This is a genomic window from Bacillus sp. FSL R5-0443, assembly GCF_038608285.1.
Taxonomy (GTDB): domain Bacteria; phylum Bacillota; class Bacilli; order Bacillales; family Bacillaceae; genus Bacillus; species Bacillus velezensis.
Genome location: NZ_CP152013.1, coordinates 838,202 through 860,924 on the forward strand (window position 1 = coordinate 838,202; position 22,723 = coordinate 860,924).

Genomic DNA, 22,723 nt, shown 5'->3' on the forward strand with positions numbered 1-22,723 from the left:
GGCGTTCAAATGACCGGCATTCATCAAGATACGGCAATCGGTTATGTCAAATTGACCATTAAAAATATGGAACGCTCGCTCGGCTTTTACCGGAATGTAATCGGCCTTCAAGTCATCTCGCAGACAGATCGTTCAGCAAGACTGTCAGCAGACGGAAAACGCGTCCTGTTGGTGCTTGAAGAAAATCCAAGCGCCGTCGTTCTGCCGGAGCGGTCTGTCACCGGCCTTTACCATTTCGCGATACTTTTGCCTGACCGGAAAGAACTCGGCATCGCATTGGCCAGGCTGATTGAAAACGGCATCGCGCTCGGTCAGGGGGATCACGCGGTCAGTGAGGCTCTTTACCTGTCTGATCCGGACGGCAACGGTATTGAAATATACGCCGATCGTCCCCGCAGCACGTGGCGCCGGGATGCAGAGGGCAATTATGTCATGCAAACGGCGCCCGTCGATGTGGACGGGCTTTTGGAAGAAGCCGGAGCTGAACGGAAAAGCCGTCTCCCAGAAGGAACCGTAATCGGTCACATCCATCTTCATGTGACGGATTTACAGGAAGCCAAAGCGTTTTACACCGATATCCTCGGTTTTGACATTGTCGGCAATTACGCGGGCATGTCCGCTCTGTTTGTTTCGGCGGGAGGGTATCACCATCACATCGGTCTGAATATATGGGCCGGAAAACATGCGCCGCCGAAACCGGGAAACGCAAGCGGGCTGGATTATTACACCATCGCGCTGCCGCATCAAGAAGAGCTGTCACGTGTGACAAAAGCGCTGACCGATGCCGGCTTTGAGATCGAAGAAAAAGAAGAGGGCGTATTCGTCAAAGACCCTGTATCAGGGGCGGATATCGCATTTACACTGTAAGAAACAAACCTTGCCGTCTAACCGGCAAGGTTTTTTATTTTTCTGAAGTTTTCTTGGGAAGGTTCGGGAAAGAAGAACGTCGATTTGCAATATACACACGGCTTTTGTGTGACTGAAGAGAGCGAACATCTCAGTGAGGCTCAAAATGACGCGTGGAGCCCGTCATCGCCGGCCCGAGCTCAGAGCATCCGCCGGATTGAAAAAGCTGTATGGGCAGACTTTGAATAGAAAAAGGCAAAAGCCGCATCCGGTCACAAGATGCGGCTTTTTATACACAATTTACAATTGTGTGAAAAATACCCAAAATAAATTGTTCTTCCTGATTCTTCCTGATATGATAAGCCGAAAAAGGAGAACCTGAACAAATGAACTCAAATGCAGCACAGACGGAACAGTCTATGAAGCATAACGGAAACCGGGTGACGGTCAAGGACTTTATCATTCTTGCCAAACCGGGGATTATCATCTCAAATTCACTCGCCGCATTGGGCGGATTTTGGATCGCATGGCTTCAGTCGGAAAGGACGGGCGGAGGGCCCGGTATATTTGCCGCCATGGCGGTTGCTATGATCGGAACGGCGTTGGTCATGGCATCAAGCACTGTTTTTAATAACTTTTTTGACCGCGGCATGGACGCAAAGATGGCGCGAACCCGCACCCGCGCCAGCGTCACGGGGAGAATACCGCCGCCGGTCATGATCCTGTACGGCACATGTCTCGGCGCATGCGGATTCATCATGCTTGCTTCACTTAATGTACTGACCGCCGTTCTTGGCCTGCTTGCATTTTTGCTGTATGCCGTCGTTTATACGCTTTGGTTTAAAAGACAATCCGTCTGGAGCACATTTGTCGGCAGTTTTCCCGGGGCGGCTCCGCCTTTAATCGGTTATTGCGCGCTGACCGGGTACATTGATATGCCCGCGATTTTGTTATACGCGATTATGTTTTTGTGGCAGCCGCCGCATTTCTGGGCGATTGGAATCAGGCGAAAGGAAGAGTATCGTGCCGCCGGCATTCCGCTTTTGCCGATCATAAAAGGCAACCGCGCCACAAAAATAAAAATGCTGCGCTATATCGCCGTTCTGACTGCGGTTTCGCTGCTCGTTCCTCTTTATATAGACGTCAGCCCGTTTTATACCGCGTCCGCTCTCCTGCTCGGAGCCATCTGGCTGTACCGGAGCGTCAAAGGCTTTCAGGCGGCGGATGACACGCAATGGTCGAAGGGGATGTTTTTTTATTCGATTGTGTATTTCAGTCTGCTTTTTCTTATTTTAATCGCTGATTCGTTTATCAATGCGGTTCTCAGAACGTAAACAGGCGGCTTGCAGATACAGAGCCGCCCCGTTTTGTTTATGCTTTTTTGATGAGAGCCAAAATATCTTCAAGCCAGGAAATATAATTCCGTTCCCGCTCAAGCGCTTTTGTCAGCACGAGATAATGGCCGAAATCAGGAGAAGAAAATGAATCCGCCTCCGCGGACGATGTCATCAGTTCTTGATAACTGTTTTCCAGATCGGACAATTTCTCCTTCCGCTTTACGAGCTGATCGGTGAATAGCTCATCCGCTTCTTCCTGCGTCAAAGCTGAGATGAAATAAGCCTTCAGCATAAATTCATCCTTGACCGTTTCCGGAATCGGGTCTTTTTTCGTCAGCCAGGCAGCAAGCTCCAGCTCTCCCTTGTCAGTCAGCGTGTACATTTTTTTCTCAAGCTTCGTTCCTTGAATCGCAGTGCGAAACGTAATAAATCCCTCAGCCGTCAGTTTTTTTAATTCCGGATAAATCTGGCTGTGCTTTGCGCTCCAAAACTGGCCGAGCTCTTCTTTAAAATAGCTCGATATATCATATCCGCTCAATTCGCCTTTTCGCAAAAGCCCTAAAATCGCGTACTTTAAAATTCTCATGTTGCCCTCCAAGCCATTCATTTGACAGCTAGTATACCATACGGCCGCTCAAAAACGCAGAAGTGCCGGATGCTTGTCATTGAATCTGCGGCGGCAAAATCAGCGAAAATATGCAGAAAGGGGTTATCGAAACGGCAGCAGAACTGGAAAAAGCCTTTCTCATGTCTTTGCCTCATTCATATGACAACATGATATAATCATTGTAAAAATTAAGAAATAATGGGAGGGACATATGAAGACGGTGATTGTGTATGCAAACCCGGATGAGAACAGTTTCAATGCGGCTCTCGTAAAATACGTCGTCATGGCTTTAAAGGACAGCGGCAAAAGCTATACGGTCATTGACTTATACGCCGACCAATTTGATCCCGTGCTGAAGTACGGCGGCGAAAAAAAGCGCTCTGACATGAACCGGGACGCTGAAACGAAGAAATACCGGAAACTGATGAAAGAAGCGGATCATCTCATTTTCATCTACCCGCTGTGGTGGGGAGGCGTTCCGGCGATTATGAAAGGCTTTTTTGACAGAGTGCTTGTCGCCGGAGAAGCCTACACATATGAAAACGGCCGCGTAAAAGGACTGCTCCGGGCAGAGACGGCACAGGTCTTTTATACGGCGGATTCCCCGGGCTGGTACTTAAAGTGGTTCCGGAAAAACTCGGACTGGATTACGCTGAAAAAAGGCATTCTGCAATTTTGCGGCATTCAAAAAGCCGAGCGGAACCTTTTTTCTGTCGTCAAAACGAGCACACCCGAGCTGCGGGAAAAATGGCTGCGCCAAGCATACGCTAAAGTCCGGCGCGCTTGTGAAAAAGGAGCGGCCGCATGCAGATAAAAGAAATTTTCGTGATTCGCTGCCTGTCCTGTTTAAGTGTGGTTCTGCTTCACGTAGTTTCAATGGTGCTGATGATTCAGGAAGAGTCCTTAGCCAGTGCCGCCCATACGGTTGATGCTTTTCGGACCCTGTTGATGTTCAGCACGCCGGCGTTTATCTTTATTTCGGAATTTCTGCTTGCCAGGTCATACCCGGGAGGCGTTCCCGCGGGTTTTTTAAAGAAAAGGGGCAAAGTCATTTTCGTGCCGTTTCTGTTTATTGCCGCGGTGGATGCCATTTTAATGAAAAGCGTGGCGGAAGAAGGAGCCGGCTTCGTTTCAGTGATCGGTAAATTTTTAGAAAATGTGTTTTTAGGAAACTTCATCGGCTACTTCATTCTTGTGATCTTTCAATTTTACATTCTCCATATGCTGCTGCACCGCTGGCTGAACAACAAATCTCCCATGTGGGTGCTGTCTGTGTCGTTTATCATCAACGCCGTCTATCTGGCTTACTTTTCCATCTTTCATCCGCCGGCATCATCGGGGCTTGATTCTATTTTTCCGTTCTTTTGGGTTCCGTTTCCGGGCTGGGTGTTTTATTTCTGTCTGGCATTTTATTGCGGAAAGGAATATCCGCGTTTTTTATCGCTAATCAATCAGTACCGTTATGCGGTTTACTTGAGTGCGGCCGTATCGGCACTATTGATTGTGGCCGTTTCATATATCAGCGGCGGCTCCATTTCCTCTAAGCGTCCGGATATTATGATTTACGCGGTCAGTATGATCTTTCTGTGTTTTCATCTGTTTTCAAAGCTCAAAAAAGTGCCCGCGATTGTGATGATGATCAGCAACTATTCGTTTTCAATCTATCTGCTGCACTCCTACTTTTTAATCAGCGGATATCTTCTGGAAGGCTATTTGCGATCAATGCCTTTGCCGGCTGCCATCCTTCTTTTATTTTTGATCTGCACGCTCGGTCCCATTTTCGTATCTTGGGTGTGCAACCATTTCAGATACGGATACCTGTTTGTCGGGAAAGTGTATCAGCCGAAGCAGACCAAAAGAAATACGGCGGCGCATCAAGGCCGCACAGTCTGAAAAAAAGGCGGCGTTTCAGCCGCCTTTTTTGATACGGAAGTTGTACATAACCTGCAAACGAAACCCCCCGCGGCAAGCCGGAAGCGAATGCCAGGCAAGCAGTATCGGGCAGCCTATCTCTAATTTTAATAGCGCTTTCACTGTAAGGCTGAAGACCACGCTGCGGCCGTTTTGACGGATGCATTTATGACAACATAACGCCATCGATTTTCTCCCTTGTGAAGACCGATATATTGTATACTTATAGGAAATACTTTCAAAAAAAGTGAAAAAGAGAAAAACTGTGAGCTTGGATGAACGACTAAAAAGGAGCGGGGACATTATGAATGACTGTGTCAAAACATTCGGAGAACTTCCGGACGAACTTTATTCCTTTGCGGGAGGAAAAGGAAGCATTCTCTCTAAAATGTATCAAAGCGGGTATCCTGTGCCTGAAGGGTTTGTGATTTTGCCGTCTGCCTTTCAGGACGGACAGCTGCGCCATCAGGCGAGAGAGGCTGTTGATCAATATGTGAAATCCATCCGCAGCCGCCATGCATCTGCGTTGTTTGCCGTACGATCATCCGCGCTGAGCGAGGATTCCGCTCAGGCTTCCTTTGCCGGAGAATTCGATACGGTGTTGAATGTCAAAACAGATCAAGACATGTCCAGGGCGATTGATGAAGTCCGCCGATCGGCACAGTCTGAAAGGGTAAAAGCGTACAGCGCCGTTCAGGGAATGGAAGATGAGCATGAAATCGCAATCGTCATCCAGCTGATGATACCGTCTGAGATATCCGGAGTGCTGTTTACCGCAGATCCGATTACGGGGAGCAGGCGGGAGATGACAGGCAATTACGTCTACGGTCTCGGGGAGCAGCTCGTTTCCGGGGAAGCCGATGCTTATTCTTTTAAACTGGCACGGCCCAAGAAAAAATATGACGGCCCCGGGGAATTTCGCAAATATGCGTCAAAGCTCTATAAACTGGCGAAAAAGCTGGAAAAAGATCTTGGAGGGCCGCAGGATATTGAATGGGCCGCCGCGGGCGGGACATTGTATATTCTTCAATCCCGCCCGATTACGACCTTACAAGCCGGAAATCTGGAAACCTATGAATGGAATGATTCTTTCAGCGGGGATTTTTTATGGACAAACACAAATATAGGAGAAGCGATTCCCGATGTGATGACGCCGCTGACATGGTCGCTCCTCCGGAATCTGGATGAAGAGTCGGGCATCATTCCGGGTTATTATGTCTGGTCCGGCAATATTTGCGGAAGAGCCTATAACAATATGAGCCAGCCTCTTTCCGTTCTCGCCGCTTTCGGTCTGAATCCGAAAGGCGGAAAAATAGGAAAAATGATGAGCGATACATTGGGAGAAATCCCGGCGGAAATGAAAATTCCTTTATATCCGTTCTCAAAGTATGAACTTTTGAAGATCATCTCGAAAAAACTGAAACCGTATCTGTCGAAAATGAAGCACGCGAAAAAAAACATGTCCTCCTACTTGGACGAATCGCCGGAGTGGTGCCGGAATATTGAGGAAAAGCTGAAACGGGCCGAAACGGAGCGGACATTATTAGCGATATGGAACAATGAGATCTATCCGTATTTATGCAACGCGTGGTTTGCGTTAATATCCGGCGGGCGTGATTCTGCGCAATCCTCTTCGTCGTTAACCTCTCAATTAACAAAACTCGCAGGGATAGAAGATGCGAATCTCCTGCTGTCCAATCTGAGGGGAAAAGGCGGCCTGGCCAGCCTGGAGCCGATTATCGGCATTGATCAAGTCATGAAAGGCCGTATGAGCGAGGAAGAATATCTCAGGAACCAAGGCCACCGTGGCCCGCATGAATACGAACTTTCCATACCGCATCCGGGAGAAAACCGGGATTGGCTGACGAAGCAGATCAAAGAACACAAAGAGTCGGGTATTGATGCCGAACAACTGCTTTTGAAACAGCAGCGGGCGCATGAACAGGCCTTCCGAAGATTTGAAGAAAAGTTTCCTCATAAGGTCAAATGGCTCAAAGCCAAAATGGAAAAAGCGTCAGAATACGCGAATATTAGAGAAACAACCAGATCCGAATTTGTCAGGGTATACCGGACAGCCAGAGCATTCGCGCTCAGAGCGGCGGAAATGACCGGCATGAAGGACGATATTTTCTTCTTGTATCTGCATGAAATAACCGATCTGCTCGCGGGGAAAGAGCCGGCGGTTGCGTCGATTCAAGCGAGAAAGCAAAACTATGAAACCTATAAAAAACTGCCGCCGTTCCCATCCGTTATTAACGGAAGATTCAATCCGTTTAAATGGGCTGAAGATCCTGACAGAAGAGCGGATTATTACGATGCTTTTATGCCTGCGGAAACTGATGATGCGCATACTTTAAAAGGTTTCGCGGGAGCGGCCGGGAGAGTGGAGGGCATTGTCCGTGTCCTTGATGCTCCGGAAGACGGGGATTCTTTTGCGGCGGGGGAAATTTTAGTGACTTCGACAACCAATGTAGGCTGGACCCCGCTTTTTCCAAGAGCGGCTGCTATCATAACGGACGTCGGCGCCCCTTTGTCCCACGCGGCGATCGTTGCCCGGGAACTGGGAATTCCTGCCGTTGTCGGGTGCGGAAATGCAACGTCAAAACTGAAAACGGGGGACAGGGTGGCCGTTGACGGCGGGCAAGGCATTGTCCAGCTGGAACCGCGGCAGACTCCGGTCACTTCTGAAGAGGAAAATGGTAAACTGATAGAATAAAAACATGGGAAAGGAGCCGCGCATGAATAAAGCAGTTATTAACGGGGAGCAAATCAGAAGTATGAGCGACCTGCACCAGACATTGAAAAAGGAACTTGCTCTTCCTGAATACTACGGTGAAAACCTTGACGCTTTATGGGATTGTCTGACCGGCTGGGTGGAATACCCCCTCGTTTTAGAATGGAGACAGTTTGAACAAAGCAAGCAGCTTACTGAAAATGGCGCCGAGAGTGTGCTTCAGGTCTTTCGTGAAGCGAAAGCGGAAGGCTGCGACATCACCATCATACTTTCATAATACGATCAACGGGAGAGAGACAAAAATGGAAAAACAAATCCTCAGCTATCCGATTGGAGAATATCAGCCGGCTGAATTGATTTCGGCCGGACAGAAACAAGAATGGATCAATACGCTCGAACACGCTCCGGCCAAACTGAAACAAGCTGTCAGAGCGATGTCGGACAGTCAGCTTGATACGCCGTACCGCGAAGGGGGATGGACTGTCCGCCAAGTGGTTCACCATCTGGCGGACAGCCACATGAACGGCTATACCCGGTTTAAATTGAGCTTAACGGAGAATGAACCGGAAATCCGCCCTTATGATGAAAAAGGCTGGGCCGCTCTTCATGATTCCAAAACCGCCGCTTGCGGGGATGCGCTTGAGCTGTTAACGATCCTGCACAGAAGATGGGCCGCTCTTTTGCGATCCATGACGGAAGCCCAATTCAAACGGACATACTTCCATCCTGTATCTAGAGAGACGGTTACGCTGGAACAAGCGCTCGGACTATATGTCTGGCACTCTGAACATCACATCGCCCATATTACTGAGCTTTCCCGGCGGATGGGCTGGCATCTGTCTTAGAGGATGCCGGCTTTCGGAAAAACGCCAAAACAGCCGCAGATACAATCGTGCATAATGAAATGACTGCGGCTGCCGTATAAAGATGGTGGTAGCCGCTGGCAATGCCCGCTTCAATCGCATCAGAAACCGCTTTTTTGACGGCGGGGACGGGGATTCGGCTCACTTGCTCCTGCAACGAAGAAAGTCCGCCGCCGATATCCGGCGTTTGCGCCTGATCAGCGGGAATGCCGCTTTTCGCTAAACGGTTTTTGATGTCATCTCCGATCCGGTCAAAGCCCGCTGTAATGAAGCCGGCATATAAAGCCGGAGCGAGCGTCAGCCCGACCTGCCTTACGAGTGACAGCGTGCCGAGCGCTGTTCCTTTGTTTTGGCCCGCCGTTTCTGATACAAGCACATTCAGCGGAGCCCCGAGCAGAAATCCGAAACCGATCCCCGCAATGACACTCGCTGTGACAAATTCCCATTTATCCGTCACCCATAACGGAAACAGGCTGAAGCCGGCAAATGCGATGGCGCCTGATACAACCGCGGAAAAGACCGGCCCTTTTTTATCCGTGATCGCCCCGCCGAGCCACGCTCCGATGCCTGACGCCAACGCGAGCGGCGTCATCCAATAACCCGCTTTCTCCGCCGATACGTGCAAATATTGCTCCGCATAAGAAGGAATAAAAATGACCGCAGCGAGCAGCCCTCCCGATAAAAATCCGATGACGAGCGTCCATTGAAACACTTTATTTTGCAGCAGCGAGTAGGCGAGAATCGGATCACCCCCTCGGTTTTCAACCCGCTTTTCGACCTTAAGCAGCACCAGAAAGAGAAGTGCAGCTCCCAAAAGATACCCGTATACCTTTACGTCCATTATGCTTTCTGACAGCTTTGCCCCATCGAGATTCGTGATACCGATCATACAAGATAAGATCGCAAGAGACAGCAGCATTGTGCCGGCGAGGTCAAGCCGTTTCGCCTCAGGCTCTTTCGTTTCAGCGATAAACAAACCGCCGCACACAACCAAAGCGGCGGCAATCGGCAGGTTAATCAAGAACAGCCAATGCCACGATCCGGTTACATCAAGCAAAAAGCTCCCGATATTCGGTCCGAGGACGGCCGCCATACCGTTCATCGCCCCTAAAAGCCCGAGAGCTTTCCCTTGTTTCTCCTTCGGAAGCACGGCCAGCACATGCGAACTCCCGATAATAAAAATTCCGCCGCCGCCAAGCGCCTGAATGAGCCGTGCCGCCAAAAACATCGGGAAGCTCTGACTGAGTGCGACAAGCAAAGAGCCGAGTCCGAACAGCCCGACTTCAATCATAAACAGCTTTTTCCGCCCGTATCGGTCCGACAGCTTGCCGACAATCGGCACACTGACACTGAGTCCCAATGTGTAAAGGGTCACTCCCCACGATCCCCATGAAGGAGAAACATCAAAAGAGCCGTTAATCGTCGTCAGAGCAGCGGAAATAATTCCGTTGTCCAGCGCCGCCATGAACACACCGATCGTAAAGAGAGTGATGGCCCGGCTCTGGTTTTTTTCTGTTTGCAATGGCTCCGGCATACTGATCAATCCTCCTGTTTTTAATTCACTTCGAATATATTATTCACTTCAAGTGAATTAAATGTCAAACAAAAAAAGGCCGCCGATACCGGCAGGCCTTTTTCATCTCTATCCCTGTTTGGAAGAATCAAGCGCTCTTGCCAAAATGGCAAGCCCTTGATTGACCGTTCGTTTTTCTTCAGCGGTCAGCGTTTCCAATGAACGCTTCAATTTTACATGTCCTTTTTGATAAAGGCTGCGGAAAATATCTTTCGCGTTTTCCGTTAATTGAACGACGACTGAACGGCGGTCTTCTTCTGACGGAGCGCGTGTAATGAAACATGATTTTTCTAAACGGTCAAGCAGCCCCGTCGTATTTGAAAGGGAAGCGCCCATTTTCTCCGCTATGTCACTCACCTTAAGCGTCCCGTGGTTGTTCAGAAGCATCAGCACTTTCATTTGCGGCATGCTCATATCAAGCTTCATCCACTCCGATACATCGCCGAGCCCCGCCGATGTCATCACTTTCATGTACAGCACCCAAATATCCCGTTCCTCAGGAGAAAAAATATCGCCGCTTAATACTGTTGTATCATGCAGATTATAATCCATCGTCTCACTTCCTCATTTATACTCCTGCATACCATATTACTGATTTTAATCAGAGAAAGAAAGTTGCAGACGAGTTTTGTTTGAATGTGAGGTGGTAGTGTATAATATGTTGGAGATTATTGGGGGAATTATAATAAATAAGCTATTTTATGATGATTGGAGAGAACATTGCTGACTAAAAAGAATGCCTTATCGATATTAAAAGTATTATTTCCTATTGCAGTTTTGCTTTTAGTCATTTATCAGTCCAAAAAGGAATTGACAGACCTTTCTTTTAAACGAACGCTGTACATTATTAACGGGATTGAGCGTTACGATTTATTTATTCTCGTTCTGCTCGGCCTTCTTGCCGTCAGCGCAATGTCCTTTTATGACTTTGTGCTGAAACGGACGCTTCGCCTCAACATTCCGAATTGGAAAGTATTCAGGGTCTCTTTTATCGCCAATTCCTTTAACAATGTCCTTGGATTCGGCGGTCTGGCGGGTGTCGGGCTGCGGACGATGCTTTACAAAGAACATACGAATGACGTAAAACGCCTCGTCGCAGGCATCGCCTGGCTTACGTCCTCAGCGCTGCTCGGGCTGTCCGTCTTCAGTATCCTGACCATCGCCCGGGTTCTGCCGGTTGGAGAGATTACAGGTGAGAAACCGTGGCTGTGGGCTGTTATCGCCGGAGTGGCGCTTATAGTGCCGGCAGCCTTAATCGCCGCTGGGATCAACAATAAAAAAGCTGGCGCAGAAGACGGTGAAGCAAAACCGAGGCATCCGGTTTTTTCTTACATCGGGGCATCGTTTGCCGAATGGTTTGCGGCGGCTGTCGTCATGTATTATTCCCTGTATGTCATGGGAATTCACGCGGATGTCCGCCATGTATTCGGTGTATTTGCCATTGCCGCTATCGGGGGAATCATCAGTCTTGTGCCGGGAGGATTCGGTTCGTTTGACCTTCTGTTTCTGCTCGGCATGCAGAATATGGGCTTTCCGCAGGAGGCGGTTGTGACATCCATCGTCATCTACCGGATTGTGTATTCATTTATTCCGTTTGTGTTCGGGCTGTTCTTTGCGGCTGGCGATTTAACGGAAAATACGCTGAAACGGCTGGAATCAAATCCGAAGATGGCGCCTGCCGTGGAAACGACGAACGTGCTTCTCGTATTCCAGCGCGCTATCTTAATCAGGGTGCTTTACGGTTCGCTGTCGCTTTTGGTTTTCATGGCGGGAGTCGTCGTGCTGGCGTCCGTCGCCCTGCCGATTGACAGGGAGACGGTCATCCCGCATATTCCGCGCCCGGCGCTCCTTGCGTTTAACGCGTTATCGTTAAGCGCGGCTTTGATTCTTTTAATCTTGCCGATTGAATTATACAAACGGACGAAACGTTCTTATTCAATGGCGGTTGCCGCGCTGGTCGGCGGTTTTGTGTTCAGTTTCTTAAAAGGATTGAACATCAGCGCGATCTTTATTCTGCCTGTCGTCATCGTATTGCTTGTGCTGTTAAAGCGGCAGTTTATCAGAGAGCAGGCTTCGTATACGCTCGGCCAGATGATTTTTGCGGCCGCTCTGTTTATTATCGCCTTGTTTAACTACAATCTCATTGCCGGCTTTATTTGGGATAAAATGAATCGGCTGCTGCGCCACGATTATTTCGTCCATAACAATTCGCACATTACATATGCCACGATGACGGCTATTATTGTTGTGCCGCTGTTTTTCCTTTTGTTTACGTTCTTTTATCATAAAAGATCGAAGCCGATCGGAGAAGAGGCCGATCCTGAACGGCTGAAGTCCTTTTTGGCGGAAGAAGGCGGAAATGCGCTCAGCCATCTCGGCTTTCTCGGGGATAAGCGGTTTTATTTCTCAAGCGACGGCAAAGCGCTTTTATTGTTCAGCCAGATTTCCAGAAGGCTTGTCGTGCTCGGTGATCCGTCAGGACAGAGAGACTCTTTTCCGCTTGTGATTGAGGAATTTCTGAATGAAGCGCATAAGCAGGGGCTGAGTGTCATGTTTTATCAGATCGAACGTGAAGATCTGGCGCTGTACCATGACTTCGGCTATAACTTCTTCAAGCTTGGAGAAGAAGCGTTCGTGGATATGGAGGCCTTTACGCTCTCAGGTAAGAAAAAAGCGGGGCTGCGGGCGATTAACAACAAATTTGACCGCGAAGGCTACACATTTCATGTCGGGGAACCGCCGTTTTCCTCCGAGTTTATCGCCAAGCTGAAAGACATTTCGGACGAATGGCTCGGACCGAAAAAAGAGAAAGGTTTTTCTCTCGGTTTCTTCGACCGGGATTATTTGGAACAGGCGCCGATTGCTTACGTGAAAGACGCGGAAGGGGAGATCATCGCTTTTGCCAACCTGATGCCGATGTATCAGGAAGGCGAGATATCCGTCGACTTGATGCGTTATCGGAAAAGCGCGCCGAACGGTATTATGGACGCGCTTTTCATCCGTCTGTTTCTCTGGGCGCAGGAAAAAGGCTATACCACCTTCAATATGGGCATGGCGCCTTTGTCAAACGTAGGAACGGCTTTTACTTCTTTCTGGTCGGAAAGAATCGCGGCCGTCATCTTCAACAACGTCCGGTATATGTACAGCTTCAGCGGGCTGCGGGCCTTTAAAGAAAAATACAAACCGGAGTGGCGCGGGAAATACTTGGCGTACCGCAAAAACAGATCACTGTCCGTCACGATGATCCTCGTCACCCGCCTGATCGGAAAAACCAAAAAAAGACGCCGTTAAAAGGCGTCTTTTTTTTTGAATAATTGACTAAAAATTCTAATTTCACTCTGTTATACTGAATAACATGATCATAAGGTGAAAGGAAGGCTGATGAATGAAACAGGCAACCGTGTTTAAATATGAAGCGTTTTCCGATATTCCGGATTTGGGAAATCCCGCGGGAATCGTCTTTAACGGAGATGATTATTCAGATGAAGAGATGCAGATGATCGCCGAAATGGCAGGGTACAATGAAACCTCATTTCTCTGTAAAAGCGGAGAAGCCGATCTGCGCATCCGCTATTTTACACCCGGCCACGAAATGAATTTATGCGGACATGCTACCGTCGCCTCTCTTTACGCATTAATTGAAAAGGGAAGGCTTCAGGCTGATCAGACATATCAAATTGAAACAAAAGCCGGCATTCTTCCCGCAAAAGCCGCTGAACGAAACGGCCGGGTATACATCACACTCGAACAGGCTCCCCCGCAATTTCTGCCGTTTACGGGTGACAAAGAAAAGCTTGCGGCCTCGCTCGGGATTACGGCTGAGGATTTTCACAGCGGGCTGCCGATTGTTTACGGATCAACGGGGATCTGGACACTGATTGTTCCGCTGAGATCACTTAAAGCATCACGGAATATGGTGCCGGACAACGCACAATTTCCCGCTATTTTGCGCGATCTTCCGAAAGCGAGCGTTCATCCGTTTTCTCTGGAAACCGTCCATCCGGAAAGTGATCTGCACGGACGCCATTTTTCTTCCCCTTTCTCCGGAACGACCGAAGATCCCGTCACGGGAACCGCTTCAGGCGTCATGGCAGCCTATATGCGGCAATACGGAGGCTCCGAAGCCGAATGCCTCACGATTGAACAAGGCCAGGAAATCGGGAAAGACGGAAAAGTGGAAATCAGGATCACGGAGGAAAACGGAGAGATGAACATCAAGATGACGGGAACGGCCGTGTATGCCGAAACAATCAATTTTCAGCTTCCGTAACGGTTTACAAAAGCCGGTCGTATCCGTTATATTATAAATGATAATCATTTTCATTTGGATAGGAAGGTGAATCGGCATGCCGAAAACCGAACAATTACAGCAAAACGAAAGTCTTGCACATACAATCAGAAACAGAAGATCCATCCGGTCGTTTAAACCGGAAACCGTACCTTCTGAAGTCATATTAGATATGCTTGAAACGGCCGTTTACGCACCGAACCACAGACTGACGGAGCCATGGCGTTTTATCTACGCAGCAAGCGAAGCGGGAAAAGCAAAGCTTGCGGACAGCTACGTCTCATTCTTCAAAAAGATAAAAGATGATTTCAACGAGGAAAAAGAGCGGAACATGAGAAAAAATCTCAGCGCCGTTCCGGGATTTTTGCTGGTCGTCTTAAAAGAAGATGAAAATGAATTTACGAGAAACGATGATTTCGCGGCGCTGAGCGGCATGATTCAAAACCTTCAGCTTCTCGCACATGAAAACGGCATCGGCATGGTCTGGAAAAGCGGCCGCATTATGTATGACAAACAGGTGCACCAAGACTTCGGCCTTGCTGACAATGAGCGCTTTGCAGCTATCATTCAAACGGGCTATCCGGATGAACAGCCTAAGGCGAAAGAACGGACGCCGGCAAAAAGCCTGTTTACCGAACTGTAAAAAAAAATCCCCGTCTCTATACAGAGGCGGGGATTTCGTATTAGCGGGTTTTGCTTTTAGCTCTGTTGTCAGCGGCTTTCATCCGCGCCTGCGCTTCACGGTCAGCGGAATCAGCAAGCTCGCTTGAATATTCCTCATATGTGCCGTCTGTTTCGCGTTTCAAAGCATCCGGAACTTGAGGAAGTTTTTGTTTGTTTTTATCACGGTTTTTGTGAGTATGATTTCTGCCCATATCAATCGCCCCCTGAAAAAAGTGATATCAAACAAACATAGTATCTGCCCGGTTCCGGACTTTATTCAGTTTATTTCCGTTTGGCTGCTCTTTCCGCTTTTTTGAATTCACCGGAATAAAGGACTTCCTGCATTTTTTTCAGATTGGCTCCCTGCTGATGTTTTTCGCGCTTCTTTTCCATAAAAGAAGACCCTCCTTCAAAACAGAATACCAATAGGATTGGCTTTTATTTCCGTTTTTATGCAGATAAGAGATCCTTTAAAGCGGAATCAAGTTCTTCATACGTAAATTGAAAACCGGATGTCAGCGCCTGCTTAGGCAGGGCGCGCTGGCCTTTTACGATCAACAGGCTCATTTCTCCCAAGGCCTTCTCCAGAAAAAGTTCCGGTACGGGAATCCAATGGGGGCGGTGCAGGACGCCTGCGATCGTCTTTCCGAATTGCTTCATTTCCACGGGGTTCGGCGATGTTACATTCATGGGACCGGACAAGTCATCATGCTCCGCCGCAAAAGCGATGAGTTCCGCGGCGTCATCCACATGAACCCATGACAGCCACTGCCGTCCAGAGCCGATGGTGCCGCCGGCTAACAGCTTATAAGGGAGAACCATGAGCGGCAGGGCGCCTTTTTCACCGAGCATCACCCCGAATCTGGCATATACCGTCCGGATGCCGAGCGCTTCAATTTTCTGGCCTTCACGTTCCCACATATGAGCCGTATGACTGAGAAAATCTTCATTTGACGTATCTGACTGTTCGGTGAACGTTTTTTCTGTGCTTGTGCCGTAAATGCCGACGGCGCTGGCCTGAATCAAAGCCCGGGGTTTTTTCGGCTGCTGCTTCATAATCCGTCTGACTTCTCTCGTCGCTTCTATTCTGCTTGAGATGATTTGTTCCTTCGTTGTGTCCGTCCAGCGGTCAAAGATGGATTTGCCGGCGAGGTTCACCCATACATCAATAGGGGGAAGCTCGCGCTCAGGCGCCGCGTTTTCGGCCAGCCATTGAACATATGTCACATTTTTTTGTTCGGTTTCTCTCTGTTTTCTTGATAAAATATAGACATGATGTCCCCGGCGGGTAAACACACCTGTCAGATGCCGGCCCAGAAAACCAGTGCCGCCTGTCATCGCGATATTCATATCCATCTCTCCTTACACGTTGATACATATACTGTACCTCATTTGCCAAAAAGAAAAACGCCTGAACATCGGGGCGGGAAAGGAGACCGGGATGCCCTTTATTACAAAAATATCGACCCAAAAGAAAAATACCGAGCGCTTCAACATCTTTCTTGATGAGAAATATGCATTCAGCGTCGACGCCGACGTGCTTGTGCGTTTTGACCTGAAAAAAGGGAAAGAACTGGAGGAGCTTGACATTCTTGAAATCCAGTACGGCGATGACGTGAAAAAAGCCTTTAACCGCGCCGTAGAATTTTTATCATACCGGATGCGCTCTGAAAAAGAAGTCCGGGATCATCTGAAGAAAAAAGAAACACCGGACATGGTCATTTCTGAAGTCATCCATAAACTGTACGATTACAGCTACTTAAATGACAAAGAATTTGCCGAAGCCTATGCGAGCACCCACAAAAAAACAAACGGCAAAGGCCCTGACGTCCTGTTCCGCGAGCTGAAAGCGAAAGGAATAGACGACGATACCATCAAGGAGACGCTCAGTGCGTTTACATTTGATGAGCAGATACAAGAAGCGCTGAAACATATCGGCAAAATCCTGAAAAAAGACAAAAAGCTGTCCACAAAAGAGATCAGACAGCGGGCGCAGATGCAGCTTCAGCGAAAAGGTTTCCCTTTCGACGTCATCAATGCCGCTCTGGAGCAAACGGAGTATGAGAATGACGATGAAGCCGAGATGGAAGCTCTGAAGGCTCATGCGGAAAAAGCGATCAGGAAATACCGTTATGACGGCAGTTATGAAAGCGGAATGAAGGTTAAACAGTACTTATTCAGAAAAGGATTCTCGATTGACGATATTGATCAATTCTTGCAGGAAGAGGAGTAAACTGAAATGGACAAACGATACAGTCAAATGACGCCTCATGAACTACAGACAGAAATTGCGGGACTGACGGAAAAAGCGCGAAAAGCGGAACAGATGGGCATTGTAAATGAACTGGCCGTGCTTGAACGGAAAATTACGATGGCCAAAGCTTACATGCTGAACCCGGAAGACTTTCGGCCCGGCGGGGTGTATCAGATAGAAGGTTCTGATGACACTTTCCGCATTGATTACATCAACGGCGTATTCGCCTGGGGACACAGATCTTCCCCGTCTGACGGGGAAGAAGCACTGCCGATTTCCGTTTTAAAAGAAAAAAAATAACAAAAGAGGCCGGTTCCGGCCTCTTTTTCTTTTCAGGCACATTCGTTTCAACCTTTCAGTAAAAAATGATTGAATTCATTTTTGATATCTTTTAAGATGGAATTCGTTGTTTTTTTATAAAAAGGAGGCGATTTGCGTTGAATATCAAAATGAAACAGCCATCAGTGAAATTAATGATTTTTGTTTTAATGATTTGCACATTTTCCATCGGGTATACGGAATATGCTGTCATGGGTATTCTGACGTCGATTGCCGATGACTTTCATATACATGTATCTTCAGCGGGCATGCTTGTTACGGCGTACGCGGCAAGCGTCTGCCTGACGGGCCCGATCGTAACCATTATTGCGGTTAAGCTGCCGAGAAAGCCGGTGCTGCTAGGGTTGATGGGCATCTTCGTCCTTGCCAACCTGATGAGCGTCTTTGCGCCAAACTTCGCCGTGCTGGCGATTTCCAGAATTTTATCCGCATCCATCCACGGAGCTTTTTTTGCGATCGCCATGGTGTTTGCGAGTGAAATGGTGCCGCCTGAAAAACGTTCCGCCGCCGCGGCTTCCATGAACGGCGGATTAACCGTGGCGCTGATGCTCGGTGTCCCGTTCGGCTCTTATTTAGGGGATGCCCTTAACTGGCGGGCCGTCTTTTTCATTATTTCCGTTTTAGGCATGATCGGGCTGATCGGACTGATGCTGGTCGTACCGAACCGGAAACCGAAAGTGATTCCGATGCTGATGAATGAATGGAGTGTCTTTAAGCATAAGCAAGTGATTTTTTCCTTTGCGATCACCATTCTCGGCTACTCAGGCGTATTTATCGCTTACACGTTTATTGAGCCGATTTTAAGAGATTCAGCGGGGTTCGGCACAGTCGGCATCACAGGCGCATTATTTGCCTACGGTCTCGGCGGAGTGGCGGGGAATTTCTTCGCGGGGAAAGTGCCGCTCAAACTGCTGACACGCATGATGATCGGTGTGATGATCGGCTTGATCGGCGTCTTGGCGATTTTCCCTTATATCGCCGTTTTTCCCGCCGCCGCCGTTTCAGCGACATTTTTGTTCGGCGCATGTGCGTTCGGCACGCCGCCGCTTTTGCAGACCAAGGTTATTTCTTCCTCAGAAAACGGCACGACAATCGCCGCTGCGGTGAGCGTTTCCGCCTTTAACCTGGCAAACGCGCTCGGCGCCTGGATCGGCGGATTGATTCTCGGGGGAACGGGATCTTACTCATGGCTGTTTGCCGGCGGTGCGCTGATGACGGCTCTCGGCCTTGTGCTTTCCACGTTCGCTCATCTGTCTGAGAAGAAAGATGTCTATGAATACCAAGTGCATAAAGGATAACAAAAAGCTTGCAGGGGATATTCCGCCTGCAAGCTTTTTTCAGTGCTTCAATGTAATGCTGATCACCGTATGTTTATCACTCTCAGCTAAGGACATATTCCGGGTTTCCGGTACTCCGTCTTTTTCAAAAACGACGGCATAGGTTCCTTTCGCGCCGCTTTTCCATGCAATCTCGCCGTGGTGATCAGTCTTGCCTATTATCTCTCCGCGGTCTATATTCGGCTGATGATCTGACTCCGCCGCTTTCATCACGGTGACCGTCACACCGGCCGCCGGTGAACCGTCTGCATCCTCAACATGGAGCGTAACGGGCAATGCTTTTTTGGCGGCGGAATCGTCCGCTTTGCCGCATCCGCATAAAACGGCCGCCGCGAGAAAGAAAACAAAAGCTTTATTGATTTGACCAATATTGAATGTTGTCGAATACACTGTTTGTCACCCTTGTTCCCAGATTGTAAGACGACCCGCCGTTTGTATGAATGGCAATGGCGGTCTGGCCGGTGTCGCTGTAATTGCGGTAAACGGGCGATCCGCTCTGGCAGCCGAACGTATCTGTCGTGTAAGTGAGTTTATATGTCTCGGCAGAACGAATCGGCTTGCTGTCCGACCACATGGAACCGGACACTTTGTCGCACGGATATCCTGTCACGGTTGAGGAAAGCCCGGCCGGACTGGAACTGTTGGTCGTCCGGTAGCCGTACCAGCCGACGGTATTCCCGGGCGACCCGTTTACTTTGATTGCGCCGTAGTCGTAGTTTGTGTCACCGTTTTCTGTCCACCCTTTGACACTGTAGAATGTCTTGCCTGAATAAGAGCCGTACGGGTACGATGATCCGTTGCGGCCGGGAGCTGCCGTAATTTTCGATGCCCAGCCGTTTTTCTGGTCATACACGCAATGTCCCGCCGTAACGATCGTGTCGGCATTGACAAAAAAACCGGTGCATCCGTAGGTGCTTGTGCTGCCGCTGTATGTAACGGTCAGCTGTGCTGTCGCTCGATATGGAAATGATGTTGTAGGAGAAATTCTGATTCGTTCGTCTGTCCCAATAATACTGGAAGGCTTTAATGACTTGATGTCAGCTTTGCTGTTTTGTGCAAGCTGTCTTTTGGTGAGGCCCGTTCCTTCATAAGCGGGGGATGTCTGTGTTGTTTGTACAGGCTGATTCTGATGTGCGTCAAACTCCTCACCGCTGTTTGATACAGATGTCTGCGGGCTGCCCGCTGCTTCAGCTGAAACAGCAAATAATGAAACTGACAGTAAGAATGCGGTAAGGCTCAGAAATCGTTTTGAAACTGTCTTCATTTTATAAAACCCCTCCTTTTTTGTCTACCGGCTTTCGTTTTAACATTTAACATATTATGGAATTTATTTAGCGTTATGACCGCAAAAGGATGTTTTTTTCCGCAAAAAAAAAGACCGGGTCATTCCCGGTCTCTTACGGTGTGTGTGTTATCGCCTGCCTGAAGCTCTCATGCGTTCTTGCGGGTGCGAATTAATTGAACCGTCCGCCCGTTTAGAAGCGTAGTCATCCTTTGCCCGCGGTTCGCCTTCAAACTTATTATTGTTCTGATTAGGAAATCCTTTTGCCTTGTTCCGGACCATTTGTTTTCCCCCTCGGCCAATATCAAAAGGTTGCGCCTTCTGGACTGAAGACGTAAAGTTAGTATATGCCTGTGACAAGCTGCGTAAAAGCAGCAGGTTTTCCCAAGGAAAGGAGACAGAGACATGAATACATATATCGACAAACTGACGAATTTGCTGCTTGAGAAAAATGACATGCTCAGCTATTTGCAAGCGCGAACTTGGGTTGAGCTTTTATGGGGAGATTTCGAAGCAACTTACGCAAAAGCCGGCCGCCCGTATCAAGGAGAGCAAATGACGGAACGCGTCGTCAAGGAATGGATCGAATCATACGGCAGCAAGCTCCATATGTTCCAGAGCGTTCGGGAAGACGTTTCTCATTATTTGGATCAAAGCAGGGGTCTCCTGCATTAACATAGCAGTTCGCCCGCCGGATACAAGTCCGGCGGTTTTTACTTTTTATAAAAGAAATAGAAAAATCATGTTTGGCGACCGGCGGAATGTGGAAATGTGTAATAACTTATAAAATAGCGGGGAGGAACCACAATGAACATGAAAAAGGGGTTAACCGCATTTATTCCGGCCGCAGGACTTTGCTTATTTTTAGCCGCAGGCACCGTTTTTTTCGATCCGGCAGCGAATGCCGCAGCAGTTCACCAGACAAAAATAGACACCGCAGCAGATACATATATCGTGAAAGCAGGAGAACTTAACGTCCGCAAAGAACCAAATAAACAAGGGTCGATTATCGGCACGCTTCGTTCAGAGGATTCCGTAAAGGTTAAACGGCTTCAAGGAGCAGATTGGGCTGAGATTGACTACAAAGGGCACAAAGCCTATATCTCCACACATTTTCTGATGAAGCAGCCGGTGAAGGCGGTGACGGCGAAACAAACCGCTTTTTATACGCCGACTTTGGAAACCGGCAAAAAAGGGTCCGTTAAAGCGGGTGAAACCGTCAATGTGCTCGGCTGGGGGTTCAGCCATGACGGAGGATTTGACCGTAAATGGGCGTACGTCACATACGGCGGGAAAGCAGGTTATGTGAAAACGGCCGACTTAACTCAAAAATAAAGATTCAGGCAGGCGAATGAGCCTGCTTTTTTTCTGAAACCTTCCGTCTTTCCTTTCGTAAAAGATGAAAAGGAGAGTGACGGATATGATAATGGTAATCGGCGGCCTTCTGATGGCTGCGGCCGGCATTTCAGTCACATTTTTTCCGCCGAAGTCGATTAACAGTCTGTACGGATATCGGACGAAGCGCTCTATGGCGGATGAGTCGCAGTGGAAAGAAGGCAATCGATTCAGTGCGCTCCTCATGATTTTGTTCGGCCTTATATCGGCGGCAGCTGGATTTGCGGGCAGCCTGCTTATCCGGCTGACTCAGCCGTTCGCCCTGATCGTTCAGGCCGTATTATTGATTGCGATCAGCGTACTGATCATCGTCTTAACAGAAAGAAGATTGAAACAAAAGGGGAGGAGAATCGATGAATGACATTACGTTTCACATGATCGAAACAAACGGAGTGACGCTGCACACGGCTTCAGCCGGTCCGAAAGACGGTCCTTTGGCGGTGCTGCTGCACGGGTTTCCGGAATTCTGGTACGGCTGGAAAAGCCAGATCAAACCGCTGGCGGATGCCGGATACCATGTTGTCGTGCCTGATCAGCGCGGCTATAATCTCAGTGACAAACCGGAGGGCATTGAAAACTATACCATTGATACGCTCAGAGACGACATTATCGGGCTGATCACTCATTTTACAGATGACAAAGCCGTCGTCATCGGACACGATTGGGGAGGAGCCGTGGCCTGGCATTTGGCATCCACGCGGCCGCAATACGTTGAAAAATTGATCACGGTCAATATCCCGCACCCGGCGGTTATGCGGAAGGTCACACCGTTCTACCCGCCGCAGTGGAAGAAAAGCTCTTATATCGCGTTCTTTCAGCTTCCGGAAAAGCCGGAACGGAGATTGTCTGAAGACAATTACCGCGTATTGGATCACGCGATCGGCTTATCCGAACGACCGGCGCTTTTTTCACGGGAAGATGTCGACAGCTACAAAGAAGCATGGGGCAGAAAAGGAGCGCTCACGGCGATGCTGAACTGGTACCGGGCGATCAGAGCCGGCGGTTTAGGCCCTGCCGTTCCGCTTAAAATGCCCGTTCCGTACCGATTAATATGGGGCGTCAATGACCGAGCGCTGAGCAAAAAGCTCGCCAAGGAAACAAAACGGATGATTCCAAACGGCGACTTAATCTTCATAGATGATGCCTCACATTGGGTCATTCACGAAAAGCCGTGCATCGTCAGCCATTTGATTCATGAATACCTTCAGCAATAAAGTCTGTCCCGCGTACAGACTTTTTCTTTTTTTTCTCATATCTGCCGAAAAACATGACAAAATATAAACCATATGCAGAA

General features: G+C 48.7%; 26 protein-coding genes. 17 read left to right on the plus strand and 9 right to left on the minus strand.

What is annotated here, in order from left to right; translation table 11 throughout:
• Nucleotides 1-9 precede the first annotated feature (9 nt).
• Nucleotides 10-867 (plus strand): VOC family protein, encoded by an 858-nt coding sequence (locus NYE28_RS04250; RefSeq protein ID WP_072588908.1) that lies wholly within the window; start codon nucleotides 10-12, stop codon nucleotides 865-867.
• Between the two features lie 365 nt (nucleotides 868-1,232).
• Nucleotides 1,233-2,180, plus strand: coding sequence for a heme o synthase (gene cyoE, locus NYE28_RS04255; RefSeq protein ID WP_342490312.1), 948 nt, complete (start codon nucleotides 1,233-1,235; stop codon nucleotides 2,178-2,180).
• 37 nt (nucleotides 2,181-2,217) lie between these two features.
• On the opposite strand, the gene NYE28_RS04260 is transcribed toward cyoE, so the two are convergent.
• The gene (locus tag NYE28_RS04260) at nucleotides 2,218-2,769 is read right to left on the minus strand and encodes a PadR family transcriptional regulator (RefSeq protein ID WP_012117104.1); all 552 of its coding nucleotides are present in this window, start codon (nucleotides 2,767-2,769) and stop codon (nucleotides 2,218-2,220) included.
• 232 nt (nucleotides 2,770-3,001) lie between these two features.
• On the opposite strand from NYE28_RS04260, the gene NYE28_RS04265 reads away from it, so the two are divergent.
• From NYE28_RS04265 to bstA, 5 genes are all read left to right on the plus strand, one after another.
• Complete coding sequence (locus NYE28_RS04265) at nucleotides 3,002-3,604, plus strand: NAD(P)H-dependent oxidoreductase (RefSeq protein ID WP_012117105.1); 603 nt, start codon at nucleotides 3,002-3,004, stop codon at nucleotides 3,602-3,604.
• Complete coding sequence (locus NYE28_RS04270) at nucleotides 3,595-4,683, plus strand: acyltransferase family protein (RefSeq protein ID WP_015239419.1); 1,089 nt, start codon at nucleotides 3,595-3,597, stop codon at nucleotides 4,681-4,683. Before NYE28_RS04265 ends, NYE28_RS04270 begins: the two co-directional genes overlap by 10 nt.
• Nucleotides 4,684-5,005: 322 nt before the next feature.
• Nucleotides 5,006-7,417 carry a PEP/pyruvate-binding domain-containing protein gene (locus NYE28_RS04275; protein ID WP_043020686.1) on the plus strand — a complete coding sequence of 804 codons (2,412 nt, stop codon included), beginning with the start codon at nucleotides 5,006-5,008 and terminating at the stop codon, nucleotides 7,415-7,417.
• A gap of 22 nt (nucleotides 7,418-7,439) precedes the next feature.
• A complete protein-coding gene (locus tag NYE28_RS04280) occupies nucleotides 7,440-7,712 on the plus strand; it encodes a ribonuclease inhibitor Barstar (protein ID WP_007408543.1) in 273 nt (90 codons plus the stop codon).
• Nucleotides 7,713-7,737: 25 nt separating this feature from the next.
• Nucleotides 7,738-8,280: a bacillithiol transferase BstA gene (gene bstA / locus NYE28_RS04285; protein ID WP_025284442.1), complete on the plus strand. Its 543-nt coding sequence runs from the start codon at nucleotides 7,738-7,740 to the stop codon at nucleotides 8,278-8,280.
• Here bstA and NYE28_RS04290 read toward each other — a convergent pair.
• The gene (locus NYE28_RS04290) at nucleotides 8,240-9,832 is read right to left on the minus strand and encodes an MFS transporter (RefSeq protein WP_160222920.1); all 1,593 of its coding nucleotides are present in this window, start codon (nucleotides 9,830-9,832) and stop codon (nucleotides 8,240-8,242) included. The two genes, bstA and NYE28_RS04290, sit on opposite strands and share 41 nt — an antisense overlap.
• A gap of 108 nt (nucleotides 9,833-9,940) precedes the next feature.
• A complete protein-coding gene (locus NYE28_RS04295; RefSeq protein WP_160222921.1) occupies nucleotides 9,941-10,423 on the minus strand; it encodes a MarR family transcriptional regulator in 483 nt (160 codons plus the stop codon).
• 168 nt (nucleotides 10,424-10,591) lie between these two features.
• Here NYE28_RS04295 and mprF point away from each other — a divergent pair, with 168 nt between their 5' ends.
• The 3 genes from mprF (at nucleotide 10,592) to NYE28_RS04310 (ending at nucleotide 14,802) form a co-directional block, all read left to right on the plus strand.
• Nucleotides 10,592-13,162 carry a bifunctional lysylphosphatidylglycerol flippase/synthetase MprF gene (gene mprF / locus NYE28_RS04300; protein WP_012117111.1) on the plus strand — a complete coding sequence of 857 codons (2,571 nt, stop codon included), beginning with the start codon at nucleotides 10,592-10,594 and terminating at the stop codon, nucleotides 13,160-13,162.
• Between the two features lie 94 nt (nucleotides 13,163-13,256).
• The gene (locus NYE28_RS04305) at nucleotides 13,257-14,141 is read left to right on the plus strand and encodes a PhzF family phenazine biosynthesis isomerase (RefSeq protein ID WP_025284444.1); all 885 of its coding nucleotides are present in this window, start codon (nucleotides 13,257-13,259) and stop codon (nucleotides 14,139-14,141) included.
• A gap of 76 nt (nucleotides 14,142-14,217) precedes the next feature.
• Nucleotides 14,218-14,802 (plus strand): nitroreductase, encoded by a 585-nt coding sequence (locus NYE28_RS04310; RefSeq protein WP_007408549.1) that lies wholly within the window; start codon nucleotides 14,218-14,220, stop codon nucleotides 14,800-14,802.
• Between the two features lie 40 nt (nucleotides 14,803-14,842).
• Here NYE28_RS04310 and NYE28_RS04315 read toward each other — a convergent pair whose 3' ends face one another.
• From NYE28_RS04315 to NYE28_RS04325, 3 genes are all read right to left on the minus strand, one after another.
• On the minus strand, nucleotides 14,843-15,034 hold the full coding sequence (locus tag NYE28_RS04315) for a YfhD family protein (protein WP_003155508.1): 192 nt from the start codon (nucleotides 15,032-15,034) through the stop codon (nucleotides 14,843-14,845).
• Between the two features lie 70 nt (nucleotides 15,035-15,104).
• On the minus strand, nucleotides 15,105-15,215 hold the full coding sequence (locus NYE28_RS04320) for a YfhE family protein (protein WP_003155504.1): 111 nt from the start codon (nucleotides 15,213-15,215) through the stop codon (nucleotides 15,105-15,107).
• 57 nt (nucleotides 15,216-15,272) lie between these two features.
• A complete protein-coding gene (locus NYE28_RS04325; protein ID WP_025284445.1) occupies nucleotides 15,273-16,172 on the minus strand; it encodes a TIGR01777 family oxidoreductase in 900 nt (299 codons plus the stop codon).
• Between the two features lie 91 nt (nucleotides 16,173-16,263).
• Between NYE28_RS04325 and recX the strand changes: the two genes are divergently transcribed.
• From recX to NYE28_RS04340, 3 genes are all read left to right on the plus strand, one after another.
• On the plus strand, nucleotides 16,264-17,055 hold the full coding sequence (gene recX / locus NYE28_RS04330; protein WP_342490313.1) for a recombination regulator RecX: 792 nt from the start codon (nucleotides 16,264-16,266) through the stop codon (nucleotides 17,053-17,055).
• A 6-nt stretch (nucleotides 17,056-17,061) separates the two neighbouring features.
• Nucleotides 17,062-17,376 (plus strand): YfhH family protein, encoded by a 315-nt coding sequence (locus tag NYE28_RS04335; RefSeq protein ID WP_007408553.1) that lies wholly within the window; start codon nucleotides 17,062-17,064, stop codon nucleotides 17,374-17,376.
• 143 nt (nucleotides 17,377-17,519) lie between these two features.
• On the plus strand, nucleotides 17,520-18,713 hold the full coding sequence (locus NYE28_RS04340) for an MFS transporter (RefSeq protein ID WP_160223385.1): 1,194 nt from the start codon (nucleotides 17,520-17,522) through the stop codon (nucleotides 18,711-18,713).
• Nucleotides 18,714-18,752: 39 nt separating this feature from the next.
• Here NYE28_RS04340 and NYE28_RS04345 read toward each other — a convergent pair whose 3' ends face one another.
• The 3 genes from NYE28_RS04345 to NYE28_RS04355 form a co-directional block, all read right to left on the minus strand.
• On the minus strand, nucleotides 18,753-19,142 hold the full coding sequence (locus tag NYE28_RS04345) for a DUF2606 family protein (RefSeq protein WP_043020687.1): 390 nt from the start codon (nucleotides 19,140-19,142) through the stop codon (nucleotides 18,753-18,755).
• Entirely contained in the window at nucleotides 19,105-20,016 is a 912-nt protein-coding gene (locus NYE28_RS04350) for a serine protease (protein ID WP_160222922.1), read from the minus strand. The genes NYE28_RS04345 and NYE28_RS04350 overlap by 38 nt, the downstream gene beginning before the upstream one ends.
• Before the next feature lie 147 nt (nucleotides 20,017-20,163).
• On the minus strand, nucleotides 20,164-20,316 hold the full coding sequence (locus tag NYE28_RS04355) for a small, acid-soluble spore protein K (RefSeq protein WP_003155495.1): 153 nt from the start codon (nucleotides 20,314-20,316) through the stop codon (nucleotides 20,164-20,166).
• 123 nt (nucleotides 20,317-20,439) lie between these two features.
• Here NYE28_RS04355 and NYE28_RS04360 point away from each other — a divergent pair, with 123 nt between their 5' ends.
• The 4 genes from NYE28_RS04360 to NYE28_RS04375 all read left to right on the plus strand — a co-directional run bounded on the left by NYE28_RS04360 (nucleotide 20,440) and on the right by NYE28_RS04375 (nucleotide 22,643).
• A complete protein-coding gene (locus tag NYE28_RS04360) occupies nucleotides 20,440-20,709 on the plus strand; it encodes a YfhJ family protein (RefSeq protein WP_003155492.1) in 270 nt (89 codons plus the stop codon).
• A gap of 132 nt (nucleotides 20,710-20,841) precedes the next feature.
• Nucleotides 20,842-21,369, plus strand: a complete 528-nt coding sequence (locus NYE28_RS04365; RefSeq protein ID WP_015417063.1) for an SH3 domain-containing protein — start codon at nucleotides 20,842-20,844, stop codon at nucleotides 21,367-21,369.
• A gap of 85 nt (nucleotides 21,370-21,454) precedes the next feature.
• Entirely contained in the window at nucleotides 21,455-21,790 is a 336-nt protein-coding gene (locus NYE28_RS04370; protein WP_043020688.1) for an SdpI family protein, read from the plus strand.
• A complete protein-coding gene (locus tag NYE28_RS04375) occupies nucleotides 21,783-22,643 on the plus strand; it encodes an alpha/beta hydrolase (protein WP_043020689.1) in 861 nt (286 codons plus the stop codon). Before NYE28_RS04370 ends, NYE28_RS04375 begins: the two co-directional genes overlap by 8 nt.
• Nucleotides 22,644-22,723: the final 80 nt, after the last annotated feature.

What these genes read in the sequence shown, in the direction of transcription:
- NYE28_RS04310 (WP_007408549.1), top strand. Translation starts at nt 14,218, where the DNA reads ATGCCGAAAACCGAACAATTACAGCAAAACGAAAGTCTTGCACATACA.
- bstA (WP_025284442.1), top strand. Translation starts at nt 7,738, where the DNA reads ATGGAAAAACAAATCCTCAGCTATCCGATTGGAGAATATCAGCCGGCT.
- NYE28_RS04320 (WP_003155504.1), bottom strand. Translation starts at nt 15,215, where the DNA reads ATGGAAAAGAAGCGCGAAAAACATCAGCAGGGAGCCAATCTGAAAAAA.
- NYE28_RS04350 (WP_160222922.1), bottom strand. Translation starts at nt 20,016, where the DNA reads ATGAAGACAGTTTCAAAACGATTTCTGAGCCTTACCGCATTCTTACTG.
- NYE28_RS04290 (WP_160222920.1), bottom strand. Translation starts at nt 9,832, where the DNA reads ATGCCGGAGCCATTGCAAACAGAAAAAAACCAGAGCCGGGCCATCACT.
- NYE28_RS04280 (WP_007408543.1), top strand. Translation starts at nt 7,440, where the DNA reads ATGAATAAAGCAGTTATTAACGGGGAGCAAATCAGAAGTATGAGCGAC.
- cyoE (WP_342490312.1), top strand. Translation starts at nt 1,233, where the DNA reads ATGAACTCAAATGCAGCACAGACGGAACAGTCTATGAAGCATAACGGA.
- NYE28_RS04370 (WP_043020688.1), top strand. Translation starts at nt 21,455, where the DNA reads ATGATAATGGTAATCGGCGGCCTTCTGATGGCTGCGGCCGGCATTTCA.
- NYE28_RS04335 (WP_007408553.1), top strand. Translation starts at nt 17,062, where the DNA reads ATGGACAAACGATACAGTCAAATGACGCCTCATGAACTACAGACAGAA.
- NYE28_RS04265 (WP_012117105.1), top strand. Translation starts at nt 3,002, where the DNA reads ATGAAGACGGTGATTGTGTATGCAAACCCGGATGAGAACAGTTTCAAT.
- NYE28_RS04315 (WP_003155508.1), bottom strand. Translation starts at nt 15,034, where the DNA reads ATGGGCAGAAATCATACTCACAAAAACCGTGATAAAAACAAACAAAAA.
- NYE28_RS04365 (WP_015417063.1), top strand. Translation starts at nt 20,842, where the DNA reads ATGAACATGAAAAAGGGGTTAACCGCATTTATTCCGGCCGCAGGACTT.
- NYE28_RS04250 (WP_072588908.1), top strand. Translation starts at nt 10, where the DNA reads ATGACCGGCATTCATCAAGATACGGCAATCGGTTATGTCAAATTGACC.
- NYE28_RS04275 (WP_043020686.1), top strand. Translation starts at nt 5,006, where the DNA reads ATGAATGACTGTGTCAAAACATTCGGAGAACTTCCGGACGAACTTTAT.
- NYE28_RS04305 (WP_025284444.1), top strand. Translation starts at nt 13,257, where the DNA reads ATGAAACAGGCAACCGTGTTTAAATATGAAGCGTTTTCCGATATTCCG.
- NYE28_RS04325 (WP_025284445.1), bottom strand. Translation starts at nt 16,172, where the DNA reads ATGAATATCGCGATGACAGGCGGCACTGGTTTTCTGGGCCGGCATCTG.
- NYE28_RS04295 (WP_160222921.1), bottom strand. Translation starts at nt 10,423, where the DNA reads ATGGATTATAATCTGCATGATACAACAGTATTAAGCGGCGATATTTTT.
- NYE28_RS04270 (WP_015239419.1), top strand. Translation starts at nt 3,595, where the DNA reads ATGCAGATAAAAGAAATTTTCGTGATTCGCTGCCTGTCCTGTTTAAGT.
- NYE28_RS04355 (WP_003155495.1), bottom strand. Translation starts at nt 20,316, where the DNA reads ATGGTCCGGAACAAGGCAAAAGGATTTCCTAATCAGAACAATAATAAG.
- recX (WP_342490313.1), top strand. Translation starts at nt 16,264, where the DNA reads ATGCCCTTTATTACAAAAATATCGACCCAAAAGAAAAATACCGAGCGC.
- NYE28_RS04260 (WP_012117104.1), bottom strand. Translation starts at nt 2,769, where the DNA reads ATGAGAATTTTAAAGTACGCGATTTTAGGGCTTTTGCGAAAAGGCGAA.
- NYE28_RS04375 (WP_043020689.1), top strand. Translation starts at nt 21,783, where the DNA reads ATGAATGACATTACGTTTCACATGATCGAAACAAACGGAGTGACGCTG.
- NYE28_RS04360 (WP_003155492.1), top strand. Translation starts at nt 20,440, where the DNA reads ATGAATACATATATCGACAAACTGACGAATTTGCTGCTTGAGAAAAAT.